Consider the following 24,293-nt stretch of genomic DNA (forward strand, 5'->3'; position numbering starts at 1 on the left):
TCCATCTCCCGCATACTCTCCATAAGAGTTTACATTCTCTGCATCGGGTAGTAGTTTTGAAGCCTGCCAACGGGCTGCGTTATCAAGTGTTCGAATATTTTGAAACTGCCCAGTCCCCATTTTTTTATTATAGGTGCGGGTATATTGTATTGGAGGTTAATATTTTTAAGCCTCACAAAATCACCTTTGGTTAAGAAAAAGCTTTGAGCGGACGTATAGTAATACAGGTAAGTACCCAGATCATATTTAGCGTAGGTGGCATTGTCTCCCGGCTGTCGCCAGATATTGATCGCATCCAGGTTAGGTGTTGAGTATTGTGCAAAATTGTTTTGCGGGTCTCCGGAAGTAGAATTGCTGAATTGATCTGCCAGGAACAGGTTCAGGATATCGCGTTTAAATACAAAATTGAAGAACAGCCCAACCGTGAAATTATTCCAGGTAAAATTATTCGTCCAGCCTCCTGTGATCCTGGGGTTCGGGTCACCCATCGGGATTTTGTCGGGGTTGATCCCGCTGTTAAATACATCGGTAAAGTAATCGCCGTCTACATCCTGGATGTAAAAGGAACCAGCAGTAAAGGTCCCGTTTGAGTTCCTGTATTTAGCACCTGTGAAGGGATTTACAGGTATATCATCTTCTGTGGCAAAAACACCTAATGTGCGATACAGGTAGAAAGCATTGATAGGACTTCCTACTGAAAGAATATGGGATTTGTCAAAACGATCTCCATCCATTACAAGATCCCTGTTGCCATTAGGCAGGTTCATGATCGCATTTTTATTGTAGCTGATGTTTAGCCGGCTAAACCATTTAACCGGGCTGCTTTGTGGTAAAGGATTTGCAGCCAGCGTTAATTCCACCCCCGCGTTTCTAACACCAATGGCATTGGTTAAAGCTTTGGAGTAGCCGGTGGTTACCGGCAGGTTTACGGAGAACAATTGTAAAGAGCTTTCTTTATTATAAACATCAATGGAGCCGGAATACTTTCCTTTTTCTACTTCAAAGTCCAACCCAATATTCCATTGTTTTGATTTTTCCCAGGACAGGCTGGACTGTGCTGCACCATCTCTCAGGTTGGGGGTAATGGCGGTTACGCCGTTGTAAGAGCTGGAGCCCTCATTCCCGGGGTAAGCTCCTGCGTTAACCGTGTAAAGATTGTATTGCAGGTAGTTCCTTGAAGGCAGGCTTCCCGAGGTGCCCAGCGAACCTCTTATTTTAAAAAGATTGATGGCCGAAGAAAAATCCTGGAAGAACTTTTCTTCAGACAAGATCCAGGCGGCAGAAGCTGAAGGGAAGAAGCCCCATTTATTACCGGCACCAAACCTCGACGAGCCGTCCCATCTTCCCGCAAACGAGAACAGGTAACGATCTTTGAAATCATAAGACAGGCGACTGTAGTAAGATAATAATCCATAGGCCTGGTAGTCAGAATAAGCTCCCAGGTTTTTAAGTAAAACACCCTGCACCACTTTTATATTATCAGATGCTCCAAAGGATCCTGAAGCAGAAGTGTTTTCAAAAACATTGAACTGGATATCCTGGCCTACAACGCCGCTAAAATTATGTTCGCCCCATTTATTGGTATAGGATAAATAATTAGAAGTAAGCATATCCTCGATCTGGTCGCTATAGGTATAAGAATAGTTACCCAGGAAACTTTCCATGGCACTGGTACGGTTATAGTTTCTTCTCGATGTGGAATATTTATATGAACTAAGCGAATTGAGTTTCAAATGCTCATTAAAAGCATAAGAGAGGTTCAGGTTCATATTAAAAACATTGGAAAGGTTTTTATCGAGGCTTTCATCATAAGATGCCAGTATCGATTCCTTTTTGGCTTCACTTAAATTAAAAAGAGAAGATGGCATATTGCCTGCGCCTAAACTAAACGGGTTGATATTCAGATTTTCCAATCTTGGATCAGCGCCTAGTCCCCGGCTCCTGGTGGTACGGGTGAAAAACAGTATAGGATTTATTTCCAGCTTGCCCTTCATTGCTTTGGACAGCATGTTGAGCCTGGCAGAATATCTTTTAAATCCGGTAGCCTTAATAATGCCCTGCTCGTCATAGTACCCTGTACTAAAGCGGTAGGTAGACCCGTTTTCACTTCCACCTGAAATACCCAGGTCTACATTATTGATAGAACCTGATTGGTAAAAAGGTCTTGCCAGTCTGTATTACCGTTAAATGCCGGATTTAAACTGTCTGTTAAGAGGTAGGGCAACTGTTGCTGCTGTGCATAGGTAAGCTGATCCTGGAGTACTCTCAACTTCTGTTGTCTTTCTGTGGTTCCAAGGGTAACTTCACGAAGCTTTGGGCGTTCGGTGTACCCGGTGAATCCCGACAAGGTGACTCTGGGAGCGCCGCTTCTGCCTTTCCTGGTAGTTATGAGTATTACGCCATTGGCTGCTCTGGATCCGTAAATGGCGGCGGCAGATGCATCTTTCAGAACATCTATCGATTCAATATCATTGGGATTGATGCCGGCCAGGTAGTTGATGCCTGTGCCCGATCCGGGTGTTACATATTCCTCATTAGATTGTGGTACACCGTCCACTACATACAGGGGTGAACTTATTACATTGTTTTGATCCCACTGGGAACTGACTAATGAACTACCCCGAACGCTTACGGCTGCTCTTGCTCCGGGGTCACCACTAAAGTTCTGAACGTTTACCCCGGAGAGGCGTCCCTGCATTAACTGGTCAAAACTCGACATAGGCAGATTTTCTATTTCCTTACCGGAAATGCTGGCAATAGATGCAGTAGACTTTTTACGGGTTACTTTTTGATAACCAATAAGCACTACTTCCTCCATATTGCCCTGGTCAGCATCTAGCGGGATATCTACCTGAGTTTTACTCTCAATAGGAATGACTTTCCTGGAAAAGCCAACTGCAGAAACTTCCAGAACGGGCTTGGCTCCCGTGACGTTCATTGAAAATGAACCATCTTCGCCGGTTGGTACACCCTGGCTGGTTCCTTGTTGCATAACTGTAGCGCCGGGAATTGGATTTCCTTTTGCCATCATGTACCTTTCCGGTAATGGGCGTGGTTTGCGCTAAAACCGCGTGCATGCTCGCAAACAGGCATAACATGCACAGAAAAAATTGCTTTTTTTTCATTCGCAGGTTTTTGTGTTTAGTAAATTGAAATGTTACAAGTGTGGCAGATATCTCTCTGTAAAACGTTTTCTCTCTACCAAAATATTAACATTATTTTAATAAAGCAACACACATTTTAATTATTTTAAAAAGTGGGTAAGATCGTGCTACTGGAAGTTAAAATGCGGTTAACCCTTAGTTAGAATTGGATTAGAAAACCGCGAAAACATACAGAAGTTGGAGCTTGTTGCTGGTTTTACACGGAAAAAAGCCGAAAGCAAACACTCAATGGTTGAAAAGGATCAAGGGCATTAAAGAAAGAGGAGGTGAGTTTGGTTGGAATTGTTGGGGTTAGCAAAGGTGTAAAGAACAGAAAGGGTGGAGGTTCAAAGGAGCTATCTTAAAAAATCAGGCTTCATGTCATGAAGTGCATAAAGCCTGAATCATATTTTTGTATCCTGCGCAGGGCCGGAATGAATGCTAATGAGCGGTTACATTTTCACATCTACCGAACCTCCTGATGTAGAGGCTTCTACAACAAGATTGCCTTTACCCAGCGAGCCTTTTACACGATCTTTTTAACAGTACCGCTAAAATTACGGAGCTCCGAAATGCGCACCTTATCCCCTTTTAAGTCCAGCTGCGCATCTTTTGTTTCCGGCATATTCAAGTGAATGCTGCCGCCGGAGGTATGCAGCTTAACAAAATCGCGGGTAGCTTTAAGATCTGCCGTAATTTGGCCGCCGCTGGTTCTGGCATTAAGGTTACCATCTATTTCTTTTAGATGAATACTGCCCCCAGAAGTTGCCGTGCTGAAGTCACCATTAACATTCCTGGCTGAGATGGAGCCGCCGCTTGTATGGGCGCTTACTGTTCCGGAGAGATTAGACAAATGCAGGGAACCTCCTGATGTATTGAGTTTAACGGTACCGGCTAAATCGTCAGCAGTGATCTGGCCTCCACTAGTGGTAAGATCTATATTCTTTGAAAGATTTTTACGGTAATACTGCCTCCGCTGGTTCTGCCGGTTACCTCACCTTCAATATTCTGTACGTTCAGGCTGCCTCCACTGGTCCGGATATCGGCATTAACCTGGTTGCTGCTGTAAACAATAAAAGAAATGCTTAGTGAGGTTTTATTCGACCATTTTACATTTTTTCTTTTGGCGGTTGCGGTTAAAATACCCGCCTGCGAACGAAGATCTATATCGTAATATTCGTTGAGTATCTGCTGAATTTCAGATTTTGTTTTGCGATCCCCCCAATTATTAGGAGTAACGTACATTTCTACCTTGCCCTCATGCTCACCACCTTTTACCTGTATCGATCCCCGCTGGTTTCTACTTTCAGGGTTTTAATAGTGGCAACATTAAATGACTCGGTTCGATAGGGAGATTCTCTATCGGACTTCTGGGCTATAAGCGCCATTCCAAAACAAAGAAAGATCGCAAGCAGGAGGGTTCTCTTCATAAAACAATTTTTTTAATTTGATAGATGATGGCTAATCAGTATCCTGACGACCAATACCTATTAATCGTATAAAGCTTTAAAATGTTACACTTGTTTTGTACCGCCGCTGATTACTCCTCTTCTTCCTCAGTTATTTCGTCCAGCTTCACGTATAAATAATTGTCTTTTACAAAATTACACCAGTGGCAATCGGCCTTGCCGCAACCTTTGTAAAAATCTTTCGCCTGTATTTTGTCCCATACCGTCTTTATCTGGCCTTTTACGGTAGCCACATCTGTCGGTTCAATAACTACCTTCAGTTTCTGGAAATTATTGTTACTGTCGGGTTCAATAAAATCAAACTCGGTGCTCACTACCCGCCAGTCTTTTAGTTCATAGTTGTCCAGCAAAATTTTATAGAATACTGCCTGTCTCCAGTAGTCGCCGCCATCCGGGTTCTTTTCTCCCGGCGCTTTTAGTTTCGGCAATGCATTATCTACATTACCGGTTTTATAATCCACCACATTTACTTCTTTGCCGTTAAATTCAAGCTTATCCAGCTTTCCTTTAAGCGGCACCCCATCTACCACTACACCTTTAATATTGGTTTCCACCGACACCACTTTATTCCAGCTATTGACATACTTTTTGTAGTAGGCCGGAATGATGATGGAACCCTGTTCCATTCGCCTGGCATAGGCTTCCCGGGTGAAGTTCTGGCGATGGCGCATCATATACCAGCTGAAATCATCGATCATGGTTTCTACAGGTGGGAAGCTTTCCGTTTCCCGCAACTTGCGGAATAATCTTTCCAGCGCAAAGTGTATGGCGCTCCCGAATTCCGTTGCTTCATTTTTACCGGAAGGTATTCGTAATAGATTCTGGTAATAAAATCTTAAAGGACAATTGAGATAGGCGCTTAATGCTGTTACATTCATTACAAACCTCGATAGCAATCCATCGATAAAATCATCTTCCAGGCTATCTATAACCGGTTGTTGCCCGGTGAAAAGGAGGTGCTGAAACTCGATCATTTGTTCGGCGCTGATCTGCGGCTTCTGAACGGTTAAAGCATGCTGCTCCATAATCTCGGCGATAAACATCGATGGTTCCAACTCTTTACCATCAGCATTCAACCGGGCATAAGAGATATATAAATACTTTTCGGCGCGGGTAAGCGCTACATAAAAACCCGGCGTAATTCTTCTTCATCGCTTGAACCGGATTGGGAAGAGAAGATGGTAGCAGGCAGCTTGTAGCCCCGGTTCATTTTTCTTTTCTTTTCCCAGAAGGAGGCGTTAGCGCCTGCCAGGAATACATATTCGAATTCCAGCCCTTTACTTCCGTGCGAGGTAAGCAGGTTAACACCTTTGTCATTCCCGGTTGTTTTAACCAATGGCAGCGGAATTTTTTCATGCTCCATTAACTGCAATAGTTGCACCAGGCTTGCCAGGTTCATAGCTGGTTTACGGCGATGTTCCTCTTTAATGAAATCGTAAAATGCCGAGAGCGATTGCATCAGCTCTACCTTGAACGGGCTGTTCATAACATAGGTAAGCACACCACCATTGCGAATAATATTGTCGATCAATTGCTGAATGGTAAGATTAGGAACATCGGCAATTAATTGCTCTATTACCATGGAGCTGCGCTTTAAGCTGGCATTCAAACCTTCATCAAACAGATCCTTTGCAGGTGCATTGGCTTTCTCAGATAGCAGCTGCCTGAGTGATGTGCTTTCTCCCTTAAATCGTTTCTGGTTAACTTCTACGTTAATCTTCGCAATTTCCAGCGGCGGATTTTTATAGAAATCAAAATGCAGTATTTCAAATAACAGCTCATCACCCCCAAAAGAAATATCATGTTCAGCTTCCAGGTAATATAATAAGGTAATGATCTTCCTGATGAACGGACTTTGTAAAAGATTTGTACTGCGTTTGCTGTAAAAGGGAATGGCTTTTTGCCTTAGGTAGTCGGATAACTCTTCCCCGTATTTATTTTCTTTATAAATGATAGCGATTCGCCCCGGTTGTACCCCTTGCCCCATCAGGGCTTCTATTTTAAAAACAATACCGGCCATCTCATCGGCCATGGTATTATACTCCCATATTTCAGGTGCATGCTGCAACTGATTGATAGATGTGTTGGCTGCCAGCAGCTCTTTACTGAGTCCGGGTATTTGTTTAATAAGCCGTTCTTCGTTGCGATTGATCAATGTTTTGGAAACATCCAGTATAGGCTGAATGCTACGATAGTTGTTAGTGAGTACGATCTTTTTAATGTCATTCTCATACTGTTTTGCAAAGTCCAGCATGTTCTGCACATTCGCGCCCTGGAAGCGATAGATACTCTGGTCATCGTCACCTACAACAAAAACGTTAGGCTGTTGCCAGTAACTGATCAGCAACTGAACAATTTTATTTTGTGTACCGCTGGTATCCTGAATTCATCGACCAGTATATACTGGTATTTTTCCTGGTAATCGAGCAGCAGGTTTTCGTTTTCTTCAAATGCGTTGATCACCCAGTTGATCATGTCATCAAAATCATATCGCTTGTTCGCGCGCATGATCTCCTGGTAGTTTTCAAACTCGCCAATGGCGGCACGTAGTTTATCCATGCGCTTCAGCTCATCGAAATAAGCCGGTTTTCGGTCTCCTTTCTGCCATTTTCCTGCGCGGGATGTTTTATATACATAGGCTTCATCTTCTGCCATTTCCTGAATATAGGCGTCGATACGGTCTCCGATATACGCGGGTGTCCATCCTTCGCGCTTCATAGCGGAAAATAAATTGCTTAAGGGATCGGCTTCAAAGTAAACATCGCCCCGGTATCTTTTAAGCGGGTGTTCTTTAGAAAATTTATCAATTAACTGCTTAAAATATTCTACCTTCTCCAGGTCAGAAACGGGGTCCAGGGAAGTTTTTTCAAACAGCGAAAGATTATCCTGTATTACATCATTACAAAAGGCATGGAAAGTGTAAATGTTTACCTTGTAAGCATCGGCGCCTATAAACTGCTGCAGCCTTTTGCGCATGGCTACCACACCCGCGTCGGTATAAGTTAAACAAAGAATATTTTCAGGTAATGCATCCGAATCCAGCAATATTTTCCCGATACGTGCTGCCAGTATCTGTGTTTTACCGGTGCCTGGTCCGGCAATTACCATTACCGGTCCTTCCAGCGCATCCACCGCTGTTTTTTGTTCTGCATTCAGGTTTTTGTAAACTTCGTTAAACTGCTTTTCCAGTTTTTCTTTAATGATAGGCATGCGGCAATTTAGTGGAAAAGCCGGAGAATTAAGGCAGGGTATCCTCAATAGGGAGAAATAGGGTTGCCGATAATCAGCAATGGGAAAATGAGTGCTTTTAAAAAAGTGCCTCTTACCCGGTATAGCAGATGAGAGGCATTTTTAAAATGAAATGGTTTTAATATTGAGGCGCTTTATCCGTAAGCGTGTGAATAAATGCGATCAACAATTTTTTTCTTGCGGGGTTAAGTTGAGCGGTTCATCAGAGAGGGTTTGGTTATCTACCTGCAATCCAAGACCAATGCCACCGCCACGGTCGTAGAAATCAATCACTTCGTCCAGTGTTTTATAAACGCCATTGTGCATATAGGGACCCGTTTTGCCTGTATTTCGAACCGTCGTGGTTTTAAAAGCGTACAGGTAAGGTGCTACATTAATGATCTTGTATCTGCCCGTATCCGTGTCTATGTTTTTACCATCTGCAGTTAAGGGAACACCCAGCACTTCACTTTCGGTTTTGGTAAAGGCAGGAGGCACAACGCCATTGAACAGGGGAATAAAATGACAGCTGGCGCATTTGGCTTTTCCTGCGAATAAATTAAAGCCGGCAATTTCTTCCTTGTTCATAGCTTCATTATTACCCCTCATATATTCATCAAACCGGCTGTTGAGGCCGATAAGGCTCTTAACATAGCTGGCTATAGCAGCCAGGATATTTTCTTTAGTGATCGTATTGGCATCGTAGGCGCCTTCGAACAGTTGAACATAAGCTGTATCGGTTGACAGCTGTTGTATAGCCAGTTCAAAGTCACCATGCATTTCGTCACTGTTGCTGATTACATCACTTGCCTGGTGTTCTAAAGAGGGTGAGCGAAGATCATAAAACATGGATGTTTGTAAGGCTGCATTTAGTAGCGTAGGAGTGTTTCTCAGAAGCGTTCTACTAACATCTAGTGCTGTGTTTTTGGCTAACCCGTCAGTAAAATACAGGCCTGGGTTATGGCAGGTAGCGCAGCTCCTTTTTTAGATGCTGATAATATATTGTCGTAGAATAGTTTTTTGCCGAGTAGTACCTTTTCACTCAGTTGGGGATCTGCGGAATCTGATTCCTGGAAATTGGGATCAAAAATGTCTTTATCAAATAAAGTAGCCGCATTGGTTTTTAAAAGACCCTGCAAACGTATTGGCGCAATACCTGCCTGTTCCTGCTGAGCTGTAAGGGTACGCGTTACTGGATTAGCATAGTCTTTTATAAACACCATTCTATCGAAAGCATCAAAATCGCTGTTCGTATCCAGGTAGCTGACCGCGGCATTTATTTTTTCGTTCAGATCACTTTTTCCTTCCAGGAAGGGGATGATTGCCGCCAGTTCATTGAGTGATACCGCAGCTTCTGCGAGGCCTGTTTTAACAGCAGGGGCATCGAAGCCGGTAATGCCGAGAGTAATGATCCTGAACACCTGCTTTTTAATAGCATCATATAATTGCTCCTGGGTAAAAGCCGTGGCTTCGATATTTTCTTTTATAGAAATACAGTAGCTTTTTAGTAATACCGTTTCATGTTTCAAAGTGGCATAGTCAATAGAGTCTGCCAGGATTAATTCTTCCATTACCTGTAAGCCATGTGGCTCTCGCACCACTACTTCCGGTTGTTCTATTTCGGGTAGGGGGCACCGTTTACAAAGCGTGCGATTGATGGCATATAGTACTCAACGGCCCATTCGAATTTTTTATATTGAGCTCTAAGGGTTTTAAAAGCCATTACCAGTTTTTGCTTTTCAGCGGGATGCTCCAACAAGGTTTGTATACTGTCGGTCAGATGGCTTTCAAAATCATCAACCTGGCGGGTAAGATGTTTTCGGAGTTCGGCTACAGAATGCTCTTTTGTACCACAGCTCAAAAACTGGATAGACAGCAGCGCGGAAATACCAGCAATTACAAAAAAATCTTCTTCATTATAAATACATAAACCTTGCCCGGTTAAGGGCAAGGTTTATTCTATTGATTCAATAAATTTTATCTCGGAACGTTGGTCAGAATCACTGTTTGGCCGCCTTCTTTATTGGTGCTGCCACCACCATCAGGATTCACAAACTTATCTTTCTGCCAGGTGTGCGGGTGAATATTCAGGATGAAGGTATTCGGTACGCCGATTTCGTTAGAAATATCTACCATCGCCCCAAACTCCCAGCATCCCAGTCTTCTTTCTGTATTTTGTAAAAACGGCTTACCCATGCTGCATCCTCTCTTTTATGATCCATGTTAAGGAAAGGCTTATAGGTTTTATTGGCAATGCTGTACTGCCAGATATAAGAGTCGTGCTTAGCTGCAGTATAATAAGAGTCACCATCTTCCTGTATGTAAACATAATTTTCTGTTACACAAAGATTATCCGGGTTGATCAGGTCATTGCCTGGGTTAGAGTCGCCTTCAGCAATTACTTCTATTTTGCCTTTGGTAGGGTCAGCGCTGTCCAAAGAAATTTTATAAACCCGTCCCCACATGGTATAACCCGCCTGCGGATTGATCTTATCCGGAGATTGACCAGTGGCAGTGAAATATACCTCGCGGTTATTTTGAGCATTTCCTTTTCTGTAATCTATGTCTTCTACGCGGGAAAAGCGAATGGCTTTTAAATCATTTACGGTAGTGTTGATTTGTGCGCCGGTTAAGCCTACTGCATTCGGTATTTCAACAAACTCCACATCGTAGCTTTGGCCTTTTACTATATCCGTTTCTACCTGGTTGTTGTCTTTTCTTTTAACGGCATACAGTTTACCATTTTTCAGGTCTCCAACAGTGTTAGAAACATACATCACCAGCTGTCCTGCGCTAACATGGCCGGTTTCCCAGCTTTGATCTTCTCCCATGAAAATAACCGTTTTGCCAGGATAGGCGCCTTTAGGTAAGGGGACTGCATTTTCCATCGATGCTTTTCCCAGGGCTGGTAAAGTTCTGTCTGTTCTTCCTTTTTCGGCTGCAGAGCCTAATGGGTTAATCCCTATGATCATACTTTCAACACCAGACTCCTGTGCTGTTAAGAACATCGGGCCAAAACCATGCTCTTCTGTTGTAGCCAGTGTTGCTGAGCAAAGTCTTTTGGCGCCGCCGGTATAATCGATGATATAATCACCTTTTACAGGTTTTAAGTTTCTGTCGAGGTAAACTCTCGAAACGGATTGATTGATCTCATGGTTATTCAACATGATATAACCTTCGCCATCAGGGTTTCTCATAAAACCAGCACCATCGGGCTGCGCACCATAAATGAAACTTGGACTTTGTTCCAGTACGTCCTCACTGCTAATCAAAGGAAATATGTTCACGCTTTTGAAAGCATCCTGCATATAAACCAGGGAAGGTGTGATGGATTGAGCTTTGATGGTTTCGGGTGGTGTAACAACAGGTGTATCATTTTTGTCTTTCCTGCACGCCACAAATGCCGTAATAGCAGCGGCTGTTACCGCAGTAGGCATAATAAATTTTTTCATTTTCGAGTTGTTTTGACAAAAAAATGACATTAAAAACCGAAAACGATTAAGGCAATTTGAACAAAAGGTTAGGTAATTGTTAAGGAGGGTAATGCAGGCAAGGAGATACAACTAAATGTAGTTCCTGTTTTTGAGTTCGAGATACTTATTAATGGTGTTTACGGTTAATTGCTCCGGAGTTGTTAGAATACTCAATATGCCATTTTGATGAAGCTCTTTTACCATTTGCTTTTTTCAAATGCAAATTTTTCTGCAATGGTTTTTACATACACTTGTTCCAGGTCTTCCGCATTGGAGTGAATCAACTCCTTAATAGCCGTGTTTTCAAAAAAACAACCAGGAGCAAGTGATAATGCGAGATCTTTTTAAATGCCGGCATTTCGCGTTTCAGTCCTTCCAGCGATTCAAAATTAGTAAACAGCACTACAAGGCCGCGGTTAGTAACCCTGTTACGAATGGCCGCGTATAATTTTTCGTAATCAGCTTCCAGGAACTGTGTCTGTTGTTTGTACAGAGATTCCAGGATCAGGTTCATGTGGCCTGGCTTTTTATCCGCTGTAATAAAGCTATCCACTTTTTCAGCAAAAGTGACCAGCCCGGCTTTGTCCTGCTTTACCATTGCTACATTAGACAGTACCAGGGAGGCATTAATGGCATAGTCCAGCAGGGTCATACCGTCAAAGGGCATTTTCATCACCCGTCCTTTATTAATGATGCAATAGATCTGCTGGCTTTTTCATCCGTATAGTTATTGATCATCAGGCTACCCTTGCGTCCGGTGGCTTTCCAGTTGATCGTGCGGTAATCATCACCCCGCACATATTCTTTAATTTGCTCAAACTCCGAACTATGTCCTAGCCTTCTTACTTTTTTATACCAGCCTCCTGCAGACGGTTGCTTATTGCCAGCAATTGGAAACGGCGCATTTGCACAAACGAAGGATACACTTTTACCGTATGTTTTGCACTAATCGCATAACGGCGCCTGGTGAGTTTTAAAGGACCGGTTACTATAATATTAATATCATCAAATGTATACTCACCACGGGTAAATGGCTTGACCTGGTAGGCGAGGGTTTCCGATGTTAGTGCTGGAATTGTAAGCGTTCGCTCCCAGTCGCGTATCTGTAGCTGAACGGGTAGCTCATCTATAATCAAAGTGTTGACCGGGAAATTGTACCGGTTGGAAATAAATAAGGAGACAGGATTGTCATCACCAATGCTGAGTCTTTCGGGCAATTGCCGGGTAGCTATCATACCGCTTTTTTTGAATACAGTAATGCCAGGTCAGCAAAAACGGCAATCAAAAGCAGTAGCAACAGCAGCGAGGCAATGCTATAGAAGGGATGAAAAAAATACCCCGCCATATAAAGCACGGAGCAGGCCCCGCCGATGTAATAAACAATTTTATTTAGATAGAAAGATTTCAAATCAGTGAATAGTGAGTAGTGAATGGTGAGTAGGAAATAAATTCTGCTTTTTTCTCTAAACTACCTCGGGATTTCCAGCCCGTTAATGATCTGTTTAATAATTTCATTTTCATTCACCCCTTCCATTTCTTTTTCGGGAGAAAGAATAATACGATGACGAAGTACTGGTGGCGCTACCCTGATAATGTCTTCCGGTGTTACAAAGTCACGGCCCTGTATAGCGGCTGTTGCTTTTGCCGCATTCATGATCGCCAGTGAAGCCCGTGGCGATGCGCCCAGGTAAATGGCTTTGTTATTACGTGTCTGATGTACCAGTTTGGCGATAAAGGCCAGTAATTTGTCTTCGATCAATATCTCTTTTACCTGTTGTCTGAGCTGGTTGATCTGTGTGCCGTTCAATGCTGCGTTTACATTGTCCAGTGGATTGTTATTACCCATTTTGTGAAATAGTGAAAGTATTTTCAATTCCTCTTCTTCCTGCGGGTAAGGTACTTCGATCTTGAATAAGAAGCGATCCAGCTGGGCTTCAGGTAAACGATACGTTCCTTCCTGCTCCACGGGGTTTTGGGTGGCCAACACCATAAATGGGGCATCCATTTTATAGGTTATCCCATCAATCGATATTTGTCGCTCCTCCATCACTTCCAACAAAGCCGCCTGTGTTTTAGCCGGAGCACGGTTGATCTCATCTACCAAAACAATATTGCCAAATACCGGTCCTTTTTTAAATTCAAACCGGGCATCAGACGGATTGAATACAGGTGTTCCAATTACATCCGACGGCATCAGGTCGGGCGTAAACTGGATACGGGCAAACGCGGCATCGACCGATTTGGCTACCAGTTTGGCCGTTTGCGTTTTAGCAACACCCGGCACCCCTTCAATCAACACATGACCATCTGCCAGCAATGCGGTAATGATGAGCTGAACCATTTCATCCTGGCCCACAATTACTTTGCGTATTTCATCCGTAATATTTAAAACTGCCTGGTTAAGCGCAGTTAAATCGATACGGTTCTCAAAAATCGGTTCTTCCATAATCTGTTTTTTATTCGTTGTTATGAAACGCTTCAATGTTTTTTTGTAAGGCGATCAGCTCTGTATCACTAAAAAGAGCAGCCTTGTTAATACGGTTTATCTGTGTGACAATATCGTTAATTAATGATTCAGATACCCCCGATTTATAGCTCAGTTCTTTTACAAAATCCTGGTCGGTGGTTTGTGCAAATATCTTGTATCGGGTTCTGATATGCTCCATAAAATAAGCGCTCATTTTTTGAGCAAGATTGCTGTGATCTCCGCTCATAATACAATAATCCCATTGTTTTTACAAACTCCAGGGAGTCATTAGTGGGGCTATCGATAACCGGAATGACCCGTTGCCTGCGACGCAGCTCGGTAAGTGTATAAACAAGCAGTAATGCCAGTGCGGTTAAAATACCCGCTCTGAAATAATTATTTTTCATAATGGCTGTAAACCAGCCTTTGTCGTTTTTGCGGGAGCGGGAACGGCTAAAATATTCATCCCATATTACCAGCGGGGTAGAAGCCGGGAAGAGGGAGCATATTTTTTCAAGGTATTGACTATTGTTGCCATACAAAAGAAAATAGTTACTAAACGCTAACGGCGATAAGTGGATATATAAATTTCCCTTGCCCTTTTTAAGGTGTATCAGGTTGGGTTCGCCGTTATCCCCCAACCTAAAATACTTGAAATGCTGCTGTCTGTTTTTTCAAAGAAGCTCTCCATTAATAAGCCTGGATAGGCGTAAGTGTTCGAGCCGGTAAAAAAGGATGGGTTCAATAATGCACGCATCGTATCACTTTCATGACTTCCAAAAAGGGTAATAGCTGTAATTTCTCGATTTGGCAAAGGCCCTGGTGAAACGTGTTACCTGCTCGTTATAAACAAAAGTGCTTACGAAAATATTGTTACCCCGGTCAACAAGTGCAATCAGGTCATCTATCTCATAATCCTGCGGATAGAACTGCGGTTGAAGGATCACGTATAACCGGTTAGACAGGTTGTCCCCAAAAACCTTACTTTCTCCCGGGTAGTCGTAGTTGATCTTAAATGTGGCTTTTGGAAAAAATTGTTTCAGGCTTTCATGAAAAACAAAAGCGCCATAAGGATTTTTATCCCTCTTGTTGAGTGTTATATAAGTGCTTACCTCCTTATTCTTTTTCCCGCTGTTTACTACAAACAGGTAAATGATCAGCGCCAGTACCAACAGCCCTATTATATATGGTAATGCCTTTTTCACTATTGTCCGATCTTTTTATGAAAATTAGTAAATAGCTGATCCACTTGTTCATACTGAGCAGGGCTAATAGGGAAGAGGCCATACCAGCTGTACTCGTATTGCCGGGTTAAACCCGAAAAGTCGGAATAATGAGGTGTTGACCTGGTTTGTAGCAGGTAGTCGAAATTGGTTTTATCGGGTTGATAATGAATAATATCTTTTTCCGATAGTTTTTTCAATACCTGGAGATAGTGAAGCCTTATAGCCAGCCGGTAATTTTGGTTGTCCAATGCTTGTTGTATGGCTGCTGTATAGTCAATAGAAAAAATATCTTCCGGTAATGCTTCCGAAGCAACAGCACGAATAGCCGCTGGTTTTTTCTGAAGAACAACAGGTTGTTGGCCGACAAATACCAGGCTAAAAGAACGAGCAATACTATTACGGCAACGTATATCCATAGATCGGTCAGTAAAAAATCTATCTCGGGAAATTTAATAGCACCCGGTTTAGGAATACCATCGGTTACATAATCAAACTTGCTATCTTTTTCAGATTGTCGATATAATGGGCCGGTAGTTTTCGCCAGGGCTTCTGCGCATTGTCCGGCTGTAACCTATCAAATGCATTTGTTTCAGCACGTTGCAGGAGTCTTCATAAGTTTCTTCGCTTTCGTACTCATCATCATATTCCCCGTCTGTTTGATCAATCGTGTCAGCAGGTTCTATAAGCGCGATGGAATCAATGACGTTATCTTGCGCCTGGCAGGTATGGTGTAGTAATATACCGGTCAGCAACAAAACAAACAACAGATGATACCTTTTAAAACGCATAAGATTTACCTGCCGGACAGGTTTTGTACTTTTTCTTTTTATTGAGGCGGATGGGATAAATAATAAAATACCATACTACAAAAACAGTGGAAGCAGCAGTGATCAATGAGGTTAGCCAGGAAGCATCATTGTACAGCCTGGTGATAAGACCTTCAAAAAGGCTGCCACCACAAAAACAGGAACGATGCCTATCATGATTTTTACACCATCTTTAGCCCCTTTCTAAAGGCTTCTATTCTTTTTTAGTACCGGGAAACAGGAAACTCTTGCCCAGTACAAATCCGGCCATGCCTGCAATAATAATTGCGGTAATCTCCAGCATCCCATGTACAAACACTACCAGCCAGAACTGGATGCCATAGCCATGTGATGAAAATAGCTCGTCAAAAACGCCTACCATCGCGCCTGTTTCAGCCAGCTTGTACATGGTAGGTATACCGCAAAAAATACCCGAAACAAAAAAGAGAAAAGCCACTTTAATATTATTGATCATAATACCCAGCCAGCTGAGCAGGGGATTCCCCCTTCATATATACCAAAAGGATTGCCTTTCTCAATGTTTTCGATGGTTTGATCTACATAGCTACTTCCGAAGAAATTACGCGCTACTTCTATATCCTGGCGGGAAACAGAAAAACCTAACAGGAAGAAAATGGTGAAAAGCACAAATGAGAATAATAAAGTTATGTGATGTTTCCGGATGGTAAGCGGTAATTCATACATCCAGAACTTTTTCAAGCGACTGCTTTCTTCTTTCCGGTTGCGATAAATATCGAGGTACATCCGGGCCGCCAGCTTATTCAGGTAACTGGTAGTTTTACTGTTGGTATAAAAAGTTTTGGCGTAAGCAAGGTCATCCACCGTTTGGGTAAAGGCACTGGCCATTTCATCAGGCGATGTGGGTGGTTCAGCTTCATCCTTTTGCCAACGGTCTTTGTTCTTCTTGATAAATAACGCCTCTCTCAAATCAATGCGGTTAAAAATCTAAAATACAAAATTTATAGAGGCCGCAAAGGTTTTTTATGTAAAGAACTGGTTGTAGTTGCAATTAAACGAAAGGCAAGCAGGGGTTAAGACGTAAAATTGGTTTTGAAGTACTCCACACTTTCAGCAATCGCATGCCTGATATCCTGGTAGCGCATTCCCAATTCTTTAACAGAGGTAGCGTTGCTGTAGTAGTTTTTAACGCATAAGATCTGCATATTATTGGTGCATAAGCTGGTGCGTATGTTGAACCGCCTGAGAATGTCTCCCATATAACCGGCCAATCGTAATAAGAAGGCCGGGAGCGGGATCAGCCATTGTTTTTGACCGGTATGCTTTTGTAGCAATTTAAAAAAATGACGGTAACTCATATTGTCGGCTCCGGCCAACAGGTAGCGTTTACCATTTTCAGCAGTATGGATCATTCTTTCAATTCCAGCGGCAACGTCTTTTACCGCGACGAAATTTTTACCGCCGGGGGATAGAAGAGCAGACGTCTGCGCATGCCCATCAGTATAATGGCTCCGCTGCTGGGTTTGCTATCATACGGACCTAGCATAAAAGTTGGATTGGCAATATGCACTTTTATTCTTTCCGTTTGTTGTAGCAGGTAGGTTTCGGCCTCCGCCTTACTTTGCGCATAGAAAGAGGCGGTAAAAGGCTTTCGCATGGGCTGATCTTCCGGTACTGTTATGTCTTCTTCTTTAATCCCGTATCCAATGGTGTTGGCAGTACTTACATAAATGAATTGCTTCACGCCGGCGGCGATAGCCCCCTCTGCAAGTAACGCCGTAGCTGCATGGTTAACACGGAGGTAGTCGTTATAACGGATGATGTTTTGCTGCGTAAGTGCAGCTACATGTATTACACAATCTGTCTCCTTTAAATGAGCTGACAAGTCGGCGGTAAGCTCACTTTGTATCAGTGCCAGCCTGGGATGCGCTCCAAAAGGCAGGTTGCGGATATTACGGGCAACCCCTTTACATGATACCCCATCTCCAGTAAGAGCAATACCAGGTTAGTGCCGAGCAGACCGCTGATACCCGTAACCAATACCGTCATTGAATTTCCTTTTTTATATTATGCGTGAGTAAAGGTAGCTTTATCCATATAGGCAGTAAAGCCATTGCCAGCCAGCTCCAGGGATTTACCATGATCACCCGGTCTTTTTAAATAGTTGTCGTATGCAGCGGCCTGCTACTTTTTCCGGTTTCAGCAACGTGAGGCGTCCAATAAATCCCAACTTTTTAATACGGCTGGTAACCTCATCGTTGGTAGCCATGGCACCCGGATTTACTACGCTTACCACCACACCGGTATTTTTTAATTCTTCGCTCAATCCCCTGGAGAAAGAATGGATAAAAGTTTTTGATGCAGGGTATACCGTCTTATATCCAATCGGGGAGAAAGCCGCCATACTCGATACATTTAAAATGTAGGCTTCTTTTTGCTGTAATAAATTAGGCAACAACTGGTGGGTGAGTAGCGAAGTAGCAACCACGTTTACCTGCATAATGGTATCGATATACTGCATCGACGCTTCGGTGAATTTTTTGGTACCACCCATGCCTGCATTGTTAATCAGTACCTGAACGTTAAAGTTTTGGTTAATCCAATTGCAAAGCGTCGACACATTTTCTTTTACCGACAGGTCTGTTTCATAATGATGCACCTGGACCTGGTACGTATTACTGATATACCTCGCAAATGCAGCAAGATTTTGATGCGGCAGGCTTATGAGCACCAGGTTGAGCTTCTGCGCCGCCAGTTCCCGGGCGAAGGCGCTTCCCAGGCCCTGGCTGGCACCGGTTATAACGGCGTATTTTTCTTTAGAGTATGACATGATGTACTAAGCTGAGTTTAACGAATATTGTTGGCAATGCGGTTGCTAAACAGACAGACCGGCAACAGGAGTATGGGCTTTTCTTTTTTATACTTCCTGATAAAGTATAGTAGGATACTTGCAATGAGCATGGCTGATATTTTAAAAGCTTATAATTTTCTCACTTTACCCGATCCGGAGATGCTGGTGTTAATGGATGGGTTGCCCGAATACCATACATCGCCGCTACCAGATATCTGCACATCCAGCTTATTGTCGGCCCACAGTTTGGCTTCACCGGAACCCGAAACCTTAACCTTGGCCTTTTCGCTACGCATGGGCTGGGTATGGTAGTCTCCGTTACCGGTGATGCGGATATCCTGGGTGGTCACCGTTCCGCCGTTTATTGAAATGTCGCCGCTGCCGGTGATCTCAGCGCCTACGCTGGAGGCGGTTAATTGGGGGATGGAGATATTGCCGCTGCCACTTACTCTTAGATCCAGCGAACTGGTGTTAATGTCAGAATTAAAACTAAAATTACCCGAACCCGAAATGGTGGCGCGGTTATAGCCGGGTTAGAGACATAGATCGTAACACTGCCTCCCCTGATATTGACATTGGGCTTGGTTTTTAATACCAGTGTATTGCCTTTTATTTCAGTAATAATATAGCCCTGTAAATTATCTGCAGCTTTTACGATAACAGACTTTGAGGCGTTCTGAATAAATTCTACATTGCCGCTGAAGGCTGCCTCCACTTTGGAGAAATCTCCTACAGTCCTTGTTTCTTCTACAGCAGGGCCATCAGGGAAGACTTTTTACATCCCGTGGTAAAAGTGATCAACGCAATTAGGAATATGGATAATAACTGTTTCATCTGATTTATTTTATTTGTTTTATGGTTTGATTATAAATTGAAATGTAAACCTGCTGTTGCGCCCAGGGTTAATGCGAATGAGTAATCATCGTCCCGGTACTTCCAGATATAATTATCGGAAAAGATCTTGGAGTCTGAGTATTTATATGTATTGACCGAAGGGCCTAATGTTATCTCCATTGCGGGCGTTATTTTATACCCCAATAAAGCTCTCAGCGATTCTGTATGTTTATAAAAGGTGAAGTCTGTTTTAGCAATACTTACCGCTTCGGCATTGATCCTTAGTTTTTGAGAAAGTGGTATCCGGTAGCCTATTCCCGCTTCCATTTGCAATACGGTTTTCTTAAGTTCAGATCCGGCCCCAACCCCTAATATACCATAAGTTTTACGGCCACCCGTGCGTAATACAATATTGGCCGATGCATCATCGTAAACCTGTATGCCTATTTGCTTTTCACCGTTCTTTATGATATTCAAAAAGCCGATCGGGTAATCGGAGCTATCCGCGATATTGATCAATCCGGCTATTTGTACACCTTTGACAGACCGTGCTACGTTGATCAGTCCTGCAATTTGTACATCGGCATTTTGGGCGATATTAACTAATCCTGCAACCTGCAATACCTCGTAGCTGCTGTAATTACTTAGTCCGCCAATCTGTATAAACCCGTTACCCTGTTTCTGATTATGCAGGCCGGCAATTTGTATTCCCAATCCATTTTCAGCGCCATTATATAAACCAGCAATGGAAACACCTTTGTTAGAGCCGTTTACCTGGTTTACTAATCCGCTGATCAAAACACCCTTATTGCTGCCGTATAGTTTAGTGCAAAGCCCGGCAATGGCCGCACCTTTATTGTTGTAATTGACACCTTGTAAAGCGTGTAAGGCAAAGGAGGGGCTGATATTGCGGGCATGCTTTCCTGGGTGCTGACAGGCGTTACAAAACCCAAATGAACATTGTTGGCTACGGGCTCCTGGGCGAAGCAGTAAGAAGTAGCAACAGATAAAAAAGAGAGTAATAGTTTGTTTTTAAAAAGCATAATTAATGTATATACTTCTAATACACATTAATAGGTGGTTACCCCTATGCCGTCTTAAAAATATTTACGCCCACCGAAAAGCCCAGGTGTAAAGCATCTTTTTACCTTCCATCAAAGGCAGCATATTCCTGCTGAAATTTTTGTAGTAAGCGCTGTTTTCCTTTTCAACAGGCAATTGGTATTGCAATCTCGGGCCCGCATATAATTGGATGTTTTTATGCAGCTGGTATATCAGCAAAGGTTGAAGAATGATATTACTGTAGTCTGTGTCAAAATTGTCCGTAGGCGTATAATGAAGATTAATCAATTCCGTGGACATTTTAAGTTGGTTCTTTAGTCTCCATTCGCTTCCCAAACCATAACCAAAAAAGTAATGACCTCCTTTAATATCGCTGTTGAGCCACCCCACCTGTACAATATTATATAGTTGATAACTGCCCGATTTGTAGGCTATGTTTACCTGCTGGTTTTCCTGAACAGATATGGATAAAAATGTTTCCCATTACGACTATAATTGAATGGTCCCAGCGAAATGCCATTTAAAGTATCAGCCAGGTTTAGGAAGCCCAGCTGGAAACCGTTGATCTTTTTGGCGTAATTCACCAATCCGCTTACCTGCGCGCCCTTACCCAATTGCGTGGCAATATTGGATAAACCTGAAAGCTGCATTCCTTTTTTGAAGTCACGGGTATAATTTACCAGCCCGCTCAATTGCAAGGCCATTCCTACATTTTGAGAATTATTCATCAATCCTCCAATCTGCAAGCCGTTGAATAGTTGTGTCCGGTTGTACAATCCGGCGATCTGTAATCCTGTTGTATTGCTTTTATTAATATTGGAAAGTCCGCCGATCTGGAGCGCCTGTACGTCTCCTGTAACATAGTTGTGTAGTCCGCCCAGCTGCACACCATTTACCGTACCACCTACCACATTAAACAGGCCACCTATTTGTACCGATCGCACATGCTTTTGTACAATATTGAATAAACCACCCAGTTCAAAAGCATCTACCTGTGCGGCATATCCCCGAAAACATTAAACGAGATCTTATTTTCCTGTTGTCCCTTTAAAGCGCTTTTAGTGCCAATGCCCGGCCAGAACCCGAGTTGAAATTTACGTTCGTAGAAATAGTTTTTAAGGTTAAGGCTGTTGAATTTTTGTTTAGTGCTGATGACACTTCGCGCCAGCCAATGCCGCTCAATAGACTGAACGGTAAAGGTTTCTTCCGTAGTTATATTGGGTGTTAACCCGATCTTTAAAGGAGTATTGCTTTTTCCTTCAATTATGAAGCTGGTATCATAGTAAGATACCCGGTTGGCAATAAGTTTTACATCGCTGTTTACAGGTACCTTAATAGAGAAATGCCCCTGGTCGTTAGACATGGTACCGAGCTTCAGATTCGGTTCGTAAACCGTCACATATTCAACAGGTTTTTGATCGGTATGATCAAAGAACTGTCCCTGTATGGTAATATATTCCGTTTCTTTTTTGCGGATAACTATTTTATTGTTGTTTACAATATAATAGTACTCTTTGTCCAGTAGCCGGTCTAACACTTCTTTCACCGGTGCATCCGTCGCCGTAAAGGAAATTTTCTTCTGGTTTTTAATAAACTGGTTATCGTAAGAAAAATAAAATCCCGCCTTCTTCTCTATTTGCATTAAAGCGTCATACATGGTGGTGTTCCGGAAATCAACTGATACTTTTTGCTCTAATATTTTTTCCTGGGCGAAAAGCGAGTAACTAAAAAACAGCAGTAGTAAAGAGGCGCAATATTTTCTCAAAAGGGCTTATTTAGAAATGAAGTATTGGTTATGATCTTTTTAGTCCAGGTGGCATTGATCATCAATGCAATATTCTCGATGATCTGGTCGGGCGATTCCGAATGAATCAGGTAAGTGCTGGTTACCTTTTTATTTTCAATGCCTGGCGCTAACTGCAGCTCAATATTGTAAAGATTTTCCAGCATCTGTGCGAGACTATCCACCCGCATATCTTTTATTTTAATGATCTGGGTGCGCAGCGCATCATTAATGGTGCTATTAAATGGCAACACACGGAGCTGGTTAGTGCGGTTATCTTTTACAATTTTCTGATCAGCAATAGCTACAACGCTTTGGTTACCGAACGATGCCTTCACTTTACCGCTATGTACAAATACCGTATTAAAATCTTTTCCCTGCTGTATGGTGAACGAAGTACCCAGCACCTCTACATCCATATCATTAATATGAATAATAAAGGGCTTTGCCGCGTTTTTAGCAATATCAAAATAAGCATTGCCTTTAAGGGTAACCGTTCTGTTTTTTTATTGAAATCCCCGGCCACTAATAAATCAGCTTCTTCGTAAAGTGTCACCTTACTTTCATCCTTCAGCTCAATGATACGATGTTCCTTCTGAGCGGTAAACTGCTCGGGTTTAGGATTGTTGATCAATAAAAACATAATCACCAAAGCGGCAACCGAAGCTGCTACTGCCAGACCTTTGCGCCAGTTGAAATGAACAACTCTTCCTTTATTAACCGAAGCTGCAGGCTTTTCTTCTAACTGTTGCTGGAGTTTTTTCCAGGCCAGTTCTTTATTGTATAGGGTATAGGCAGGGTTCACACGGGAGCTTTCCCATATCCTAACCGTATCCTCGTATATTTTTTATGTTCAGTGCTTTCAGCAATCCATTGCTCCACCTCTTTCTGTTCCGAAGTGTCCAGCGTCTGCTCAAAGTAAGCTATCAATTTATGCTCCATATATTATAAATTGATGAGTTGAAGAATGAATAAAGGCACAATAGAAACAAGGTATTCTGTTAAGCCGCTGCGTAAAAATTTTAATGCTTTCGACATCTGGTTTTCCACTGTTTTAACAGAAATGCCCAGGGCATCTGCTACTTCCCGGTAGCTCAGTCCTAATTGCCGGCACATATAAAAAACAGTTGCACATTTTTCCGGAAGCTGGTTAACAAGGTCCTGTATCTTCTCATGTAATTCTTTTTGTTCTGTATGAATGTTATTGTCAGCTCCCGCACCTCCCGCCATTTGATGTTGCGCATAACCAGCCTTTACTCCTTTGTGCTTTAATTGGTTCAGGCACTCGTTTCGAACTGCTGTATACAGGTAGGCCTTTACCGTTTCCGGGTTCACCGATTCCCTGTTTTGCCAGAGTTTGATAAAAACATTCTGCAATAGATCGTCCGTATAGGTTTCCTCCCTTAAAATAGAGAAGGCGTACCCATATAGCGCTTCATAATGAAGGTCAAAAACATTTTTATATTGAACACTGTCCAAAGCCATCAGCGCTACAAAAATAGCATCCTATCTATACTACAACCTAATATTCGTTTACCCCTACGCCTTGCCCGAAATTTTTTAGTTTTTTTAACGCACTGGCGATCATCGGGGTTTTTTTGTTTTGAAGGGCCTATTTTTACATGAAAGCAGCCTACATGCCTATTATAAGTGTACCCACAAGTTTTAATATAAGCCTTGAGTTTGATGCGCCGGGTCTGGGCAGGCGTTGGGTAGCCTTGCTGCTCGATATGGCGGTGCAGGTATTGTATATTATATTGGCTAGTTACCTACTCAATAAGGTCTCATTTGGTTTTGGATCTGATGCTGGCTTTAATCAATGGGCAATAGGGCTAATAGTGATGTCTCCCGTTTTTTTATATCATATTATCTTCGAGTCCCTCACTAACGGACAAAGCATCGGTAAAAAAATAATGAAATTACGGGTGGTGAGCATTAATGGGGGAGGCCTTCCATCAGCCAGTTACTGATA

The 24,293-nt window shown here is 42.7% G+C and carries 38 protein-coding genes and 1 pseudogene; 1 reads left to right on the forward strand and 38 read right to left on the reverse strand.

Going from position 1 to position 24,293, the window contains the following annotated elements:
• Nucleotides 1-29 precede the first annotated feature (29 nt).
• The 38 genes and pseudogenes from MKP07_RS11415 to MKP07_RS11595 all read right to left on the reverse strand — a co-directional run bounded on the left by MKP07_RS11415 (nucleotide 30) and on the right by MKP07_RS11595 (nucleotide 23,806).
• Nucleotides 30-2,171 carry a SusC/RagA family TonB-linked outer membrane protein gene (locus tag MKP07_RS11415; protein WP_317235998.1) on the reverse strand — a complete coding sequence of 714 codons (2,142 nt, stop codon included), beginning with the start codon at nucleotides 2,169-2,171 and terminating at the stop codon, nucleotides 30-32.
• A complete protein-coding gene (locus MKP07_RS11420) occupies nucleotides 2,129-3,031 on the reverse strand; it encodes a TonB-dependent receptor plug domain-containing protein (RefSeq protein WP_240847310.1) in 903 nt (300 codons plus the stop codon). The genes MKP07_RS11415 and MKP07_RS11420 overlap by 43 nt, the downstream gene beginning before the upstream one ends.
• A 638-nt stretch (nucleotides 3,032-3,669) precedes the next feature.
• Entirely contained in the window at nucleotides 3,670-4,083 is a 414-nt protein-coding gene (locus MKP07_RS11425) for a DUF4097 family beta strand repeat-containing protein (RefSeq protein WP_317235999.1), read from the reverse strand.
• Nucleotides 4,080-4,388, reverse strand: coding sequence for a hypothetical protein (locus MKP07_RS11430; RefSeq protein ID WP_240847311.1), 309 nt, complete (start codon nucleotides 4,386-4,388; stop codon nucleotides 4,080-4,082). The genes MKP07_RS11425 and MKP07_RS11430 overlap by 4 nt, the downstream gene beginning before the upstream one ends.
• A 29-nt stretch (nucleotides 4,389-4,417) precedes the next feature.
• Complete coding sequence (locus MKP07_RS11435) at nucleotides 4,418-4,573, reverse strand: hypothetical protein (RefSeq protein ID WP_240847312.1); 156 nt, start codon at nucleotides 4,571-4,573, stop codon at nucleotides 4,418-4,420.
• A gap of 110 nt (nucleotides 4,574-4,683) precedes the next feature.
• The gene (locus MKP07_RS11440) at nucleotides 4,684-5,688 is read right to left on the reverse strand and encodes a RecB family exonuclease (RefSeq protein ID WP_240847313.1); all 1,005 of its coding nucleotides are present in this window, start codon (nucleotides 5,686-5,688) and stop codon (nucleotides 4,684-4,686) included.
• Nucleotides 5,689-5,732: 44 nt separating this feature from the next.
• Nucleotides 5,733-6,866 carry a 3'-5' exonuclease gene (locus MKP07_RS11445; RefSeq protein ID WP_240850782.1) on the reverse strand — a complete coding sequence of 378 codons (1,134 nt, stop codon included), beginning with the start codon at nucleotides 6,864-6,866 and terminating at the stop codon, nucleotides 5,733-5,735.
• Between the two features lie 36 nt (nucleotides 6,867-6,902).
• Nucleotides 6,903-7,822 (reverse strand): annotated as a pseudogene (locus MKP07_RS11450) (UvrD-helicase domain-containing protein); the annotation flags it as partial.
• Between the two features lie 201 nt (nucleotides 7,823-8,023).
• Nucleotides 8,024-8,791, reverse strand: a complete 768-nt coding sequence (locus MKP07_RS11455; protein WP_240850784.1) for a cytochrome-c peroxidase — start codon at nucleotides 8,789-8,791, stop codon at nucleotides 8,024-8,026.
• Nucleotides 8,770-9,441 carry a cytochrome-c peroxidase gene (locus MKP07_RS11460; RefSeq protein WP_240847314.1) on the reverse strand — a complete coding sequence of 224 codons (672 nt, stop codon included), beginning with the start codon at nucleotides 9,439-9,441 and terminating at the stop codon, nucleotides 8,770-8,772. The genes MKP07_RS11455 and MKP07_RS11460 overlap by 22 nt, the downstream gene beginning before the upstream one ends.
• Before the next feature lie 14 nt (nucleotides 9,442-9,455).
• The gene (locus tag MKP07_RS11465) at nucleotides 9,456-9,791 is read right to left on the reverse strand and encodes a hypothetical protein (protein ID WP_240847315.1); all 336 of its coding nucleotides are present in this window, start codon (nucleotides 9,789-9,791) and stop codon (nucleotides 9,456-9,458) included.
• 26 nt (nucleotides 9,792-9,817) lie between these two features.
• Entirely contained in the window at nucleotides 9,818-10,036 is a 219-nt protein-coding gene (locus MKP07_RS11470; protein ID WP_240847316.1) for a hypothetical protein, read from the reverse strand.
• Entirely contained in the window at nucleotides 9,970-11,292 is a 1,323-nt protein-coding gene (locus tag MKP07_RS11475) for a PhoX family protein (RefSeq protein ID WP_240847317.1), read from the reverse strand. The genes MKP07_RS11470 and MKP07_RS11475 overlap by 67 nt, the downstream gene beginning before the upstream one ends.
• A 301-nt stretch (nucleotides 11,293-11,593) precedes the next feature.
• A complete protein-coding gene (locus MKP07_RS11480; protein WP_240847318.1) occupies nucleotides 11,594-11,986 on the reverse strand; it encodes a DUF58 domain-containing protein in 393 nt (130 codons plus the stop codon).
• Nucleotides 11,986-12,111, reverse strand: a complete 126-nt coding sequence (locus tag MKP07_RS11485) for a DUF58 domain-containing protein (RefSeq protein ID WP_240847319.1) — start codon at nucleotides 12,109-12,111, stop codon at nucleotides 11,986-11,988. The genes MKP07_RS11480 and MKP07_RS11485 overlap by 1 nt, the downstream gene beginning before the upstream one ends.
• A 44-nt stretch (nucleotides 12,112-12,155) precedes the next feature.
• Nucleotides 12,156-12,548 (reverse strand): DUF58 domain-containing protein, encoded by a 393-nt coding sequence (locus tag MKP07_RS11490; protein WP_240847320.1) that lies wholly within the window; start codon nucleotides 12,546-12,548, stop codon nucleotides 12,156-12,158.
• A gap of 233 nt (nucleotides 12,549-12,781) precedes the next feature.
• Nucleotides 12,782-13,759, reverse strand: coding sequence for an AAA family ATPase (locus MKP07_RS11495; RefSeq protein WP_240847321.1), 978 nt, complete (start codon nucleotides 13,757-13,759; stop codon nucleotides 12,782-12,784).
• Nucleotides 13,760-13,769: 10 nt separating this feature from the next.
• Nucleotides 13,770-14,027 carry a hypothetical protein gene (locus tag MKP07_RS11500; RefSeq protein WP_240847322.1) on the reverse strand — a complete coding sequence of 86 codons (258 nt, stop codon included), beginning with the start codon at nucleotides 14,025-14,027 and terminating at the stop codon, nucleotides 13,770-13,772.
• 520 nt (nucleotides 14,028-14,547) lie between these two features.
• Nucleotides 14,548-14,985 (reverse strand): hypothetical protein, encoded by a 438-nt coding sequence (locus tag MKP07_RS11505; protein WP_240847323.1) that lies wholly within the window; start codon nucleotides 14,983-14,985, stop codon nucleotides 14,548-14,550.
• Complete coding sequence (locus MKP07_RS11510; protein ID WP_240847324.1) at nucleotides 14,985-15,422, reverse strand: DUF4129 domain-containing protein; 438 nt, start codon at nucleotides 15,420-15,422, stop codon at nucleotides 14,985-14,987. Before MKP07_RS11510 ends, MKP07_RS11505 begins: the two co-directional genes overlap by 1 nt.
• A gap of 90 nt (nucleotides 15,423-15,512) precedes the next feature.
• Nucleotides 15,513-15,794: a hypothetical protein gene (locus tag MKP07_RS11515; protein WP_240847325.1), complete on the reverse strand. Its 282-nt coding sequence runs from the start codon at nucleotides 15,792-15,794 to the stop codon at nucleotides 15,513-15,515.
• A gap of 232 nt (nucleotides 15,795-16,026) precedes the next feature.
• Complete coding sequence (locus tag MKP07_RS11520) at nucleotides 16,027-16,287, reverse strand: stage II sporulation protein M (RefSeq protein WP_240847326.1); 261 nt, start codon at nucleotides 16,285-16,287, stop codon at nucleotides 16,027-16,029.
• Nucleotides 16,284-16,760: a stage II sporulation protein M gene (locus MKP07_RS11525; RefSeq protein ID WP_240847327.1), complete on the reverse strand. Its 477-nt coding sequence runs from the start codon at nucleotides 16,758-16,760 to the stop codon at nucleotides 16,284-16,286. Before MKP07_RS11525 ends, MKP07_RS11520 begins: the two co-directional genes overlap by 4 nt.
• 104 nt (nucleotides 16,761-16,864) lie before the next feature.
• A complete protein-coding gene (locus tag MKP07_RS11530; protein ID WP_240847328.1) occupies nucleotides 16,865-17,203 on the reverse strand; it encodes a Rossmann-fold NAD(P)-binding domain-containing protein in 339 nt (112 codons plus the stop codon).
• Nucleotides 17,204-17,229: 26 nt separating this feature from the next.
• A complete protein-coding gene (locus MKP07_RS11535) occupies nucleotides 17,230-17,742 on the reverse strand; it encodes an NAD-dependent epimerase/dehydratase family protein (RefSeq protein WP_317236000.1) in 513 nt (170 codons plus the stop codon).
• Nucleotides 17,700-17,840, reverse strand: a complete 141-nt coding sequence (locus tag MKP07_RS11540; RefSeq protein WP_240847329.1) for a hypothetical protein — start codon at nucleotides 17,838-17,840, stop codon at nucleotides 17,700-17,702. The genes MKP07_RS11535 and MKP07_RS11540 overlap by 43 nt, the downstream gene beginning before the upstream one ends.
• Before the next feature lie 94 nt (nucleotides 17,841-17,934).
• Nucleotides 17,935-18,621 carry an SDR family NAD(P)-dependent oxidoreductase gene (locus MKP07_RS11545; RefSeq protein ID WP_240847330.1) on the reverse strand — a complete coding sequence of 229 codons (687 nt, stop codon included), beginning with the start codon at nucleotides 18,619-18,621 and terminating at the stop codon, nucleotides 17,935-17,937.
• A gap of 149 nt (nucleotides 18,622-18,770) precedes the next feature.
• The gene (locus MKP07_RS38385) at nucleotides 18,771-19,154 is read right to left on the reverse strand and encodes a GIN domain-containing protein (RefSeq protein ID WP_317236001.1); all 384 of its coding nucleotides are present in this window, start codon (nucleotides 19,152-19,154) and stop codon (nucleotides 18,771-18,773) included.
• On the reverse strand, nucleotides 19,094-19,357 hold the full coding sequence (locus MKP07_RS38390) for a GIN domain-containing protein (RefSeq protein WP_317235804.1): 264 nt from the start codon (nucleotides 19,355-19,357) through the stop codon (nucleotides 19,094-19,096). Before MKP07_RS38390 ends, MKP07_RS38385 begins: the two co-directional genes overlap by 61 nt.
• Before the next feature lie 149 nt (nucleotides 19,358-19,506).
• Nucleotides 19,507-20,274, reverse strand: coding sequence for a hypothetical protein (locus MKP07_RS11555; RefSeq protein WP_240847331.1), 768 nt, complete (start codon nucleotides 20,272-20,274; stop codon nucleotides 19,507-19,509).
• Nucleotides 20,271-20,519 (reverse strand): hypothetical protein, encoded by a 249-nt coding sequence (locus tag MKP07_RS11560; RefSeq protein ID WP_240847332.1) that lies wholly within the window; start codon nucleotides 20,517-20,519, stop codon nucleotides 20,271-20,273. Before MKP07_RS11560 ends, MKP07_RS11555 begins: the two co-directional genes overlap by 4 nt.
• A 64-nt stretch (nucleotides 20,520-20,583) precedes the next feature.
• Entirely contained in the window at nucleotides 20,584-20,928 is a 345-nt protein-coding gene (locus tag MKP07_RS11565; RefSeq protein WP_240847333.1) for a hypothetical protein, read from the reverse strand.
• 47 nt (nucleotides 20,929-20,975) lie between these two features.
• On the reverse strand, nucleotides 20,976-21,482 hold the full coding sequence (locus MKP07_RS11570; RefSeq protein ID WP_240847334.1) for a hypothetical protein: 507 nt from the start codon (nucleotides 21,480-21,482) through the stop codon (nucleotides 20,976-20,978).
• 44 nt (nucleotides 21,483-21,526) lie between these two features.
• Nucleotides 21,527-22,303: an STN and carboxypeptidase regulatory-like domain-containing protein gene (locus MKP07_RS11575; protein WP_240847335.1), complete on the reverse strand. Its 777-nt coding sequence runs from the start codon at nucleotides 22,301-22,303 to the stop codon at nucleotides 21,527-21,529.
• Nucleotides 22,300-22,785, reverse strand: a complete 486-nt coding sequence (locus MKP07_RS11580) for a FecR family protein (protein ID WP_317236002.1) — start codon at nucleotides 22,783-22,785, stop codon at nucleotides 22,300-22,302. Before MKP07_RS11580 ends, MKP07_RS11575 begins: the two co-directional genes overlap by 4 nt.
• Nucleotides 22,731-23,126 (reverse strand): hypothetical protein, encoded by a 396-nt coding sequence (locus MKP07_RS11585; protein WP_240847336.1) that lies wholly within the window; start codon nucleotides 23,124-23,126, stop codon nucleotides 22,731-22,733. Before MKP07_RS11585 ends, MKP07_RS11580 begins: the two co-directional genes overlap by 55 nt.
• A complete protein-coding gene (locus tag MKP07_RS11590) occupies nucleotides 23,123-23,263 on the reverse strand; it encodes a hypothetical protein (RefSeq protein WP_240847337.1) in 141 nt (46 codons plus the stop codon). The genes MKP07_RS11585 and MKP07_RS11590 overlap by 4 nt, the downstream gene beginning before the upstream one ends.
• Before the next feature lie 3 nt (nucleotides 23,264-23,266).
• On the reverse strand, nucleotides 23,267-23,806 hold the full coding sequence (locus MKP07_RS11595; protein ID WP_240847338.1) for an RNA polymerase sigma-70 factor: 540 nt from the start codon (nucleotides 23,804-23,806) through the stop codon (nucleotides 23,267-23,269).
• A gap of 137 nt (nucleotides 23,807-23,943) precedes the next feature.
• Here MKP07_RS11595 and MKP07_RS11600 point away from each other — a divergent pair, with 137 nt between their 5' ends.
• Nucleotides 23,944-24,291: an RDD family protein gene (locus tag MKP07_RS11600; RefSeq protein ID WP_240847339.1), complete on the forward strand. Its 348-nt coding sequence runs from the start codon at nucleotides 23,944-23,946 to the stop codon at nucleotides 24,289-24,291.
• Nucleotides 24,292-24,293: the final 2 nt, after the last annotated feature.

It is taken from the genome of Paraniabella hibiscisoli (genome assembly GCF_022512515.1).
Lineage (GTDB): Bacteria > Bacteroidota > Bacteroidia > Chitinophagales > Chitinophagaceae > Niabella > Niabella hibiscisoli.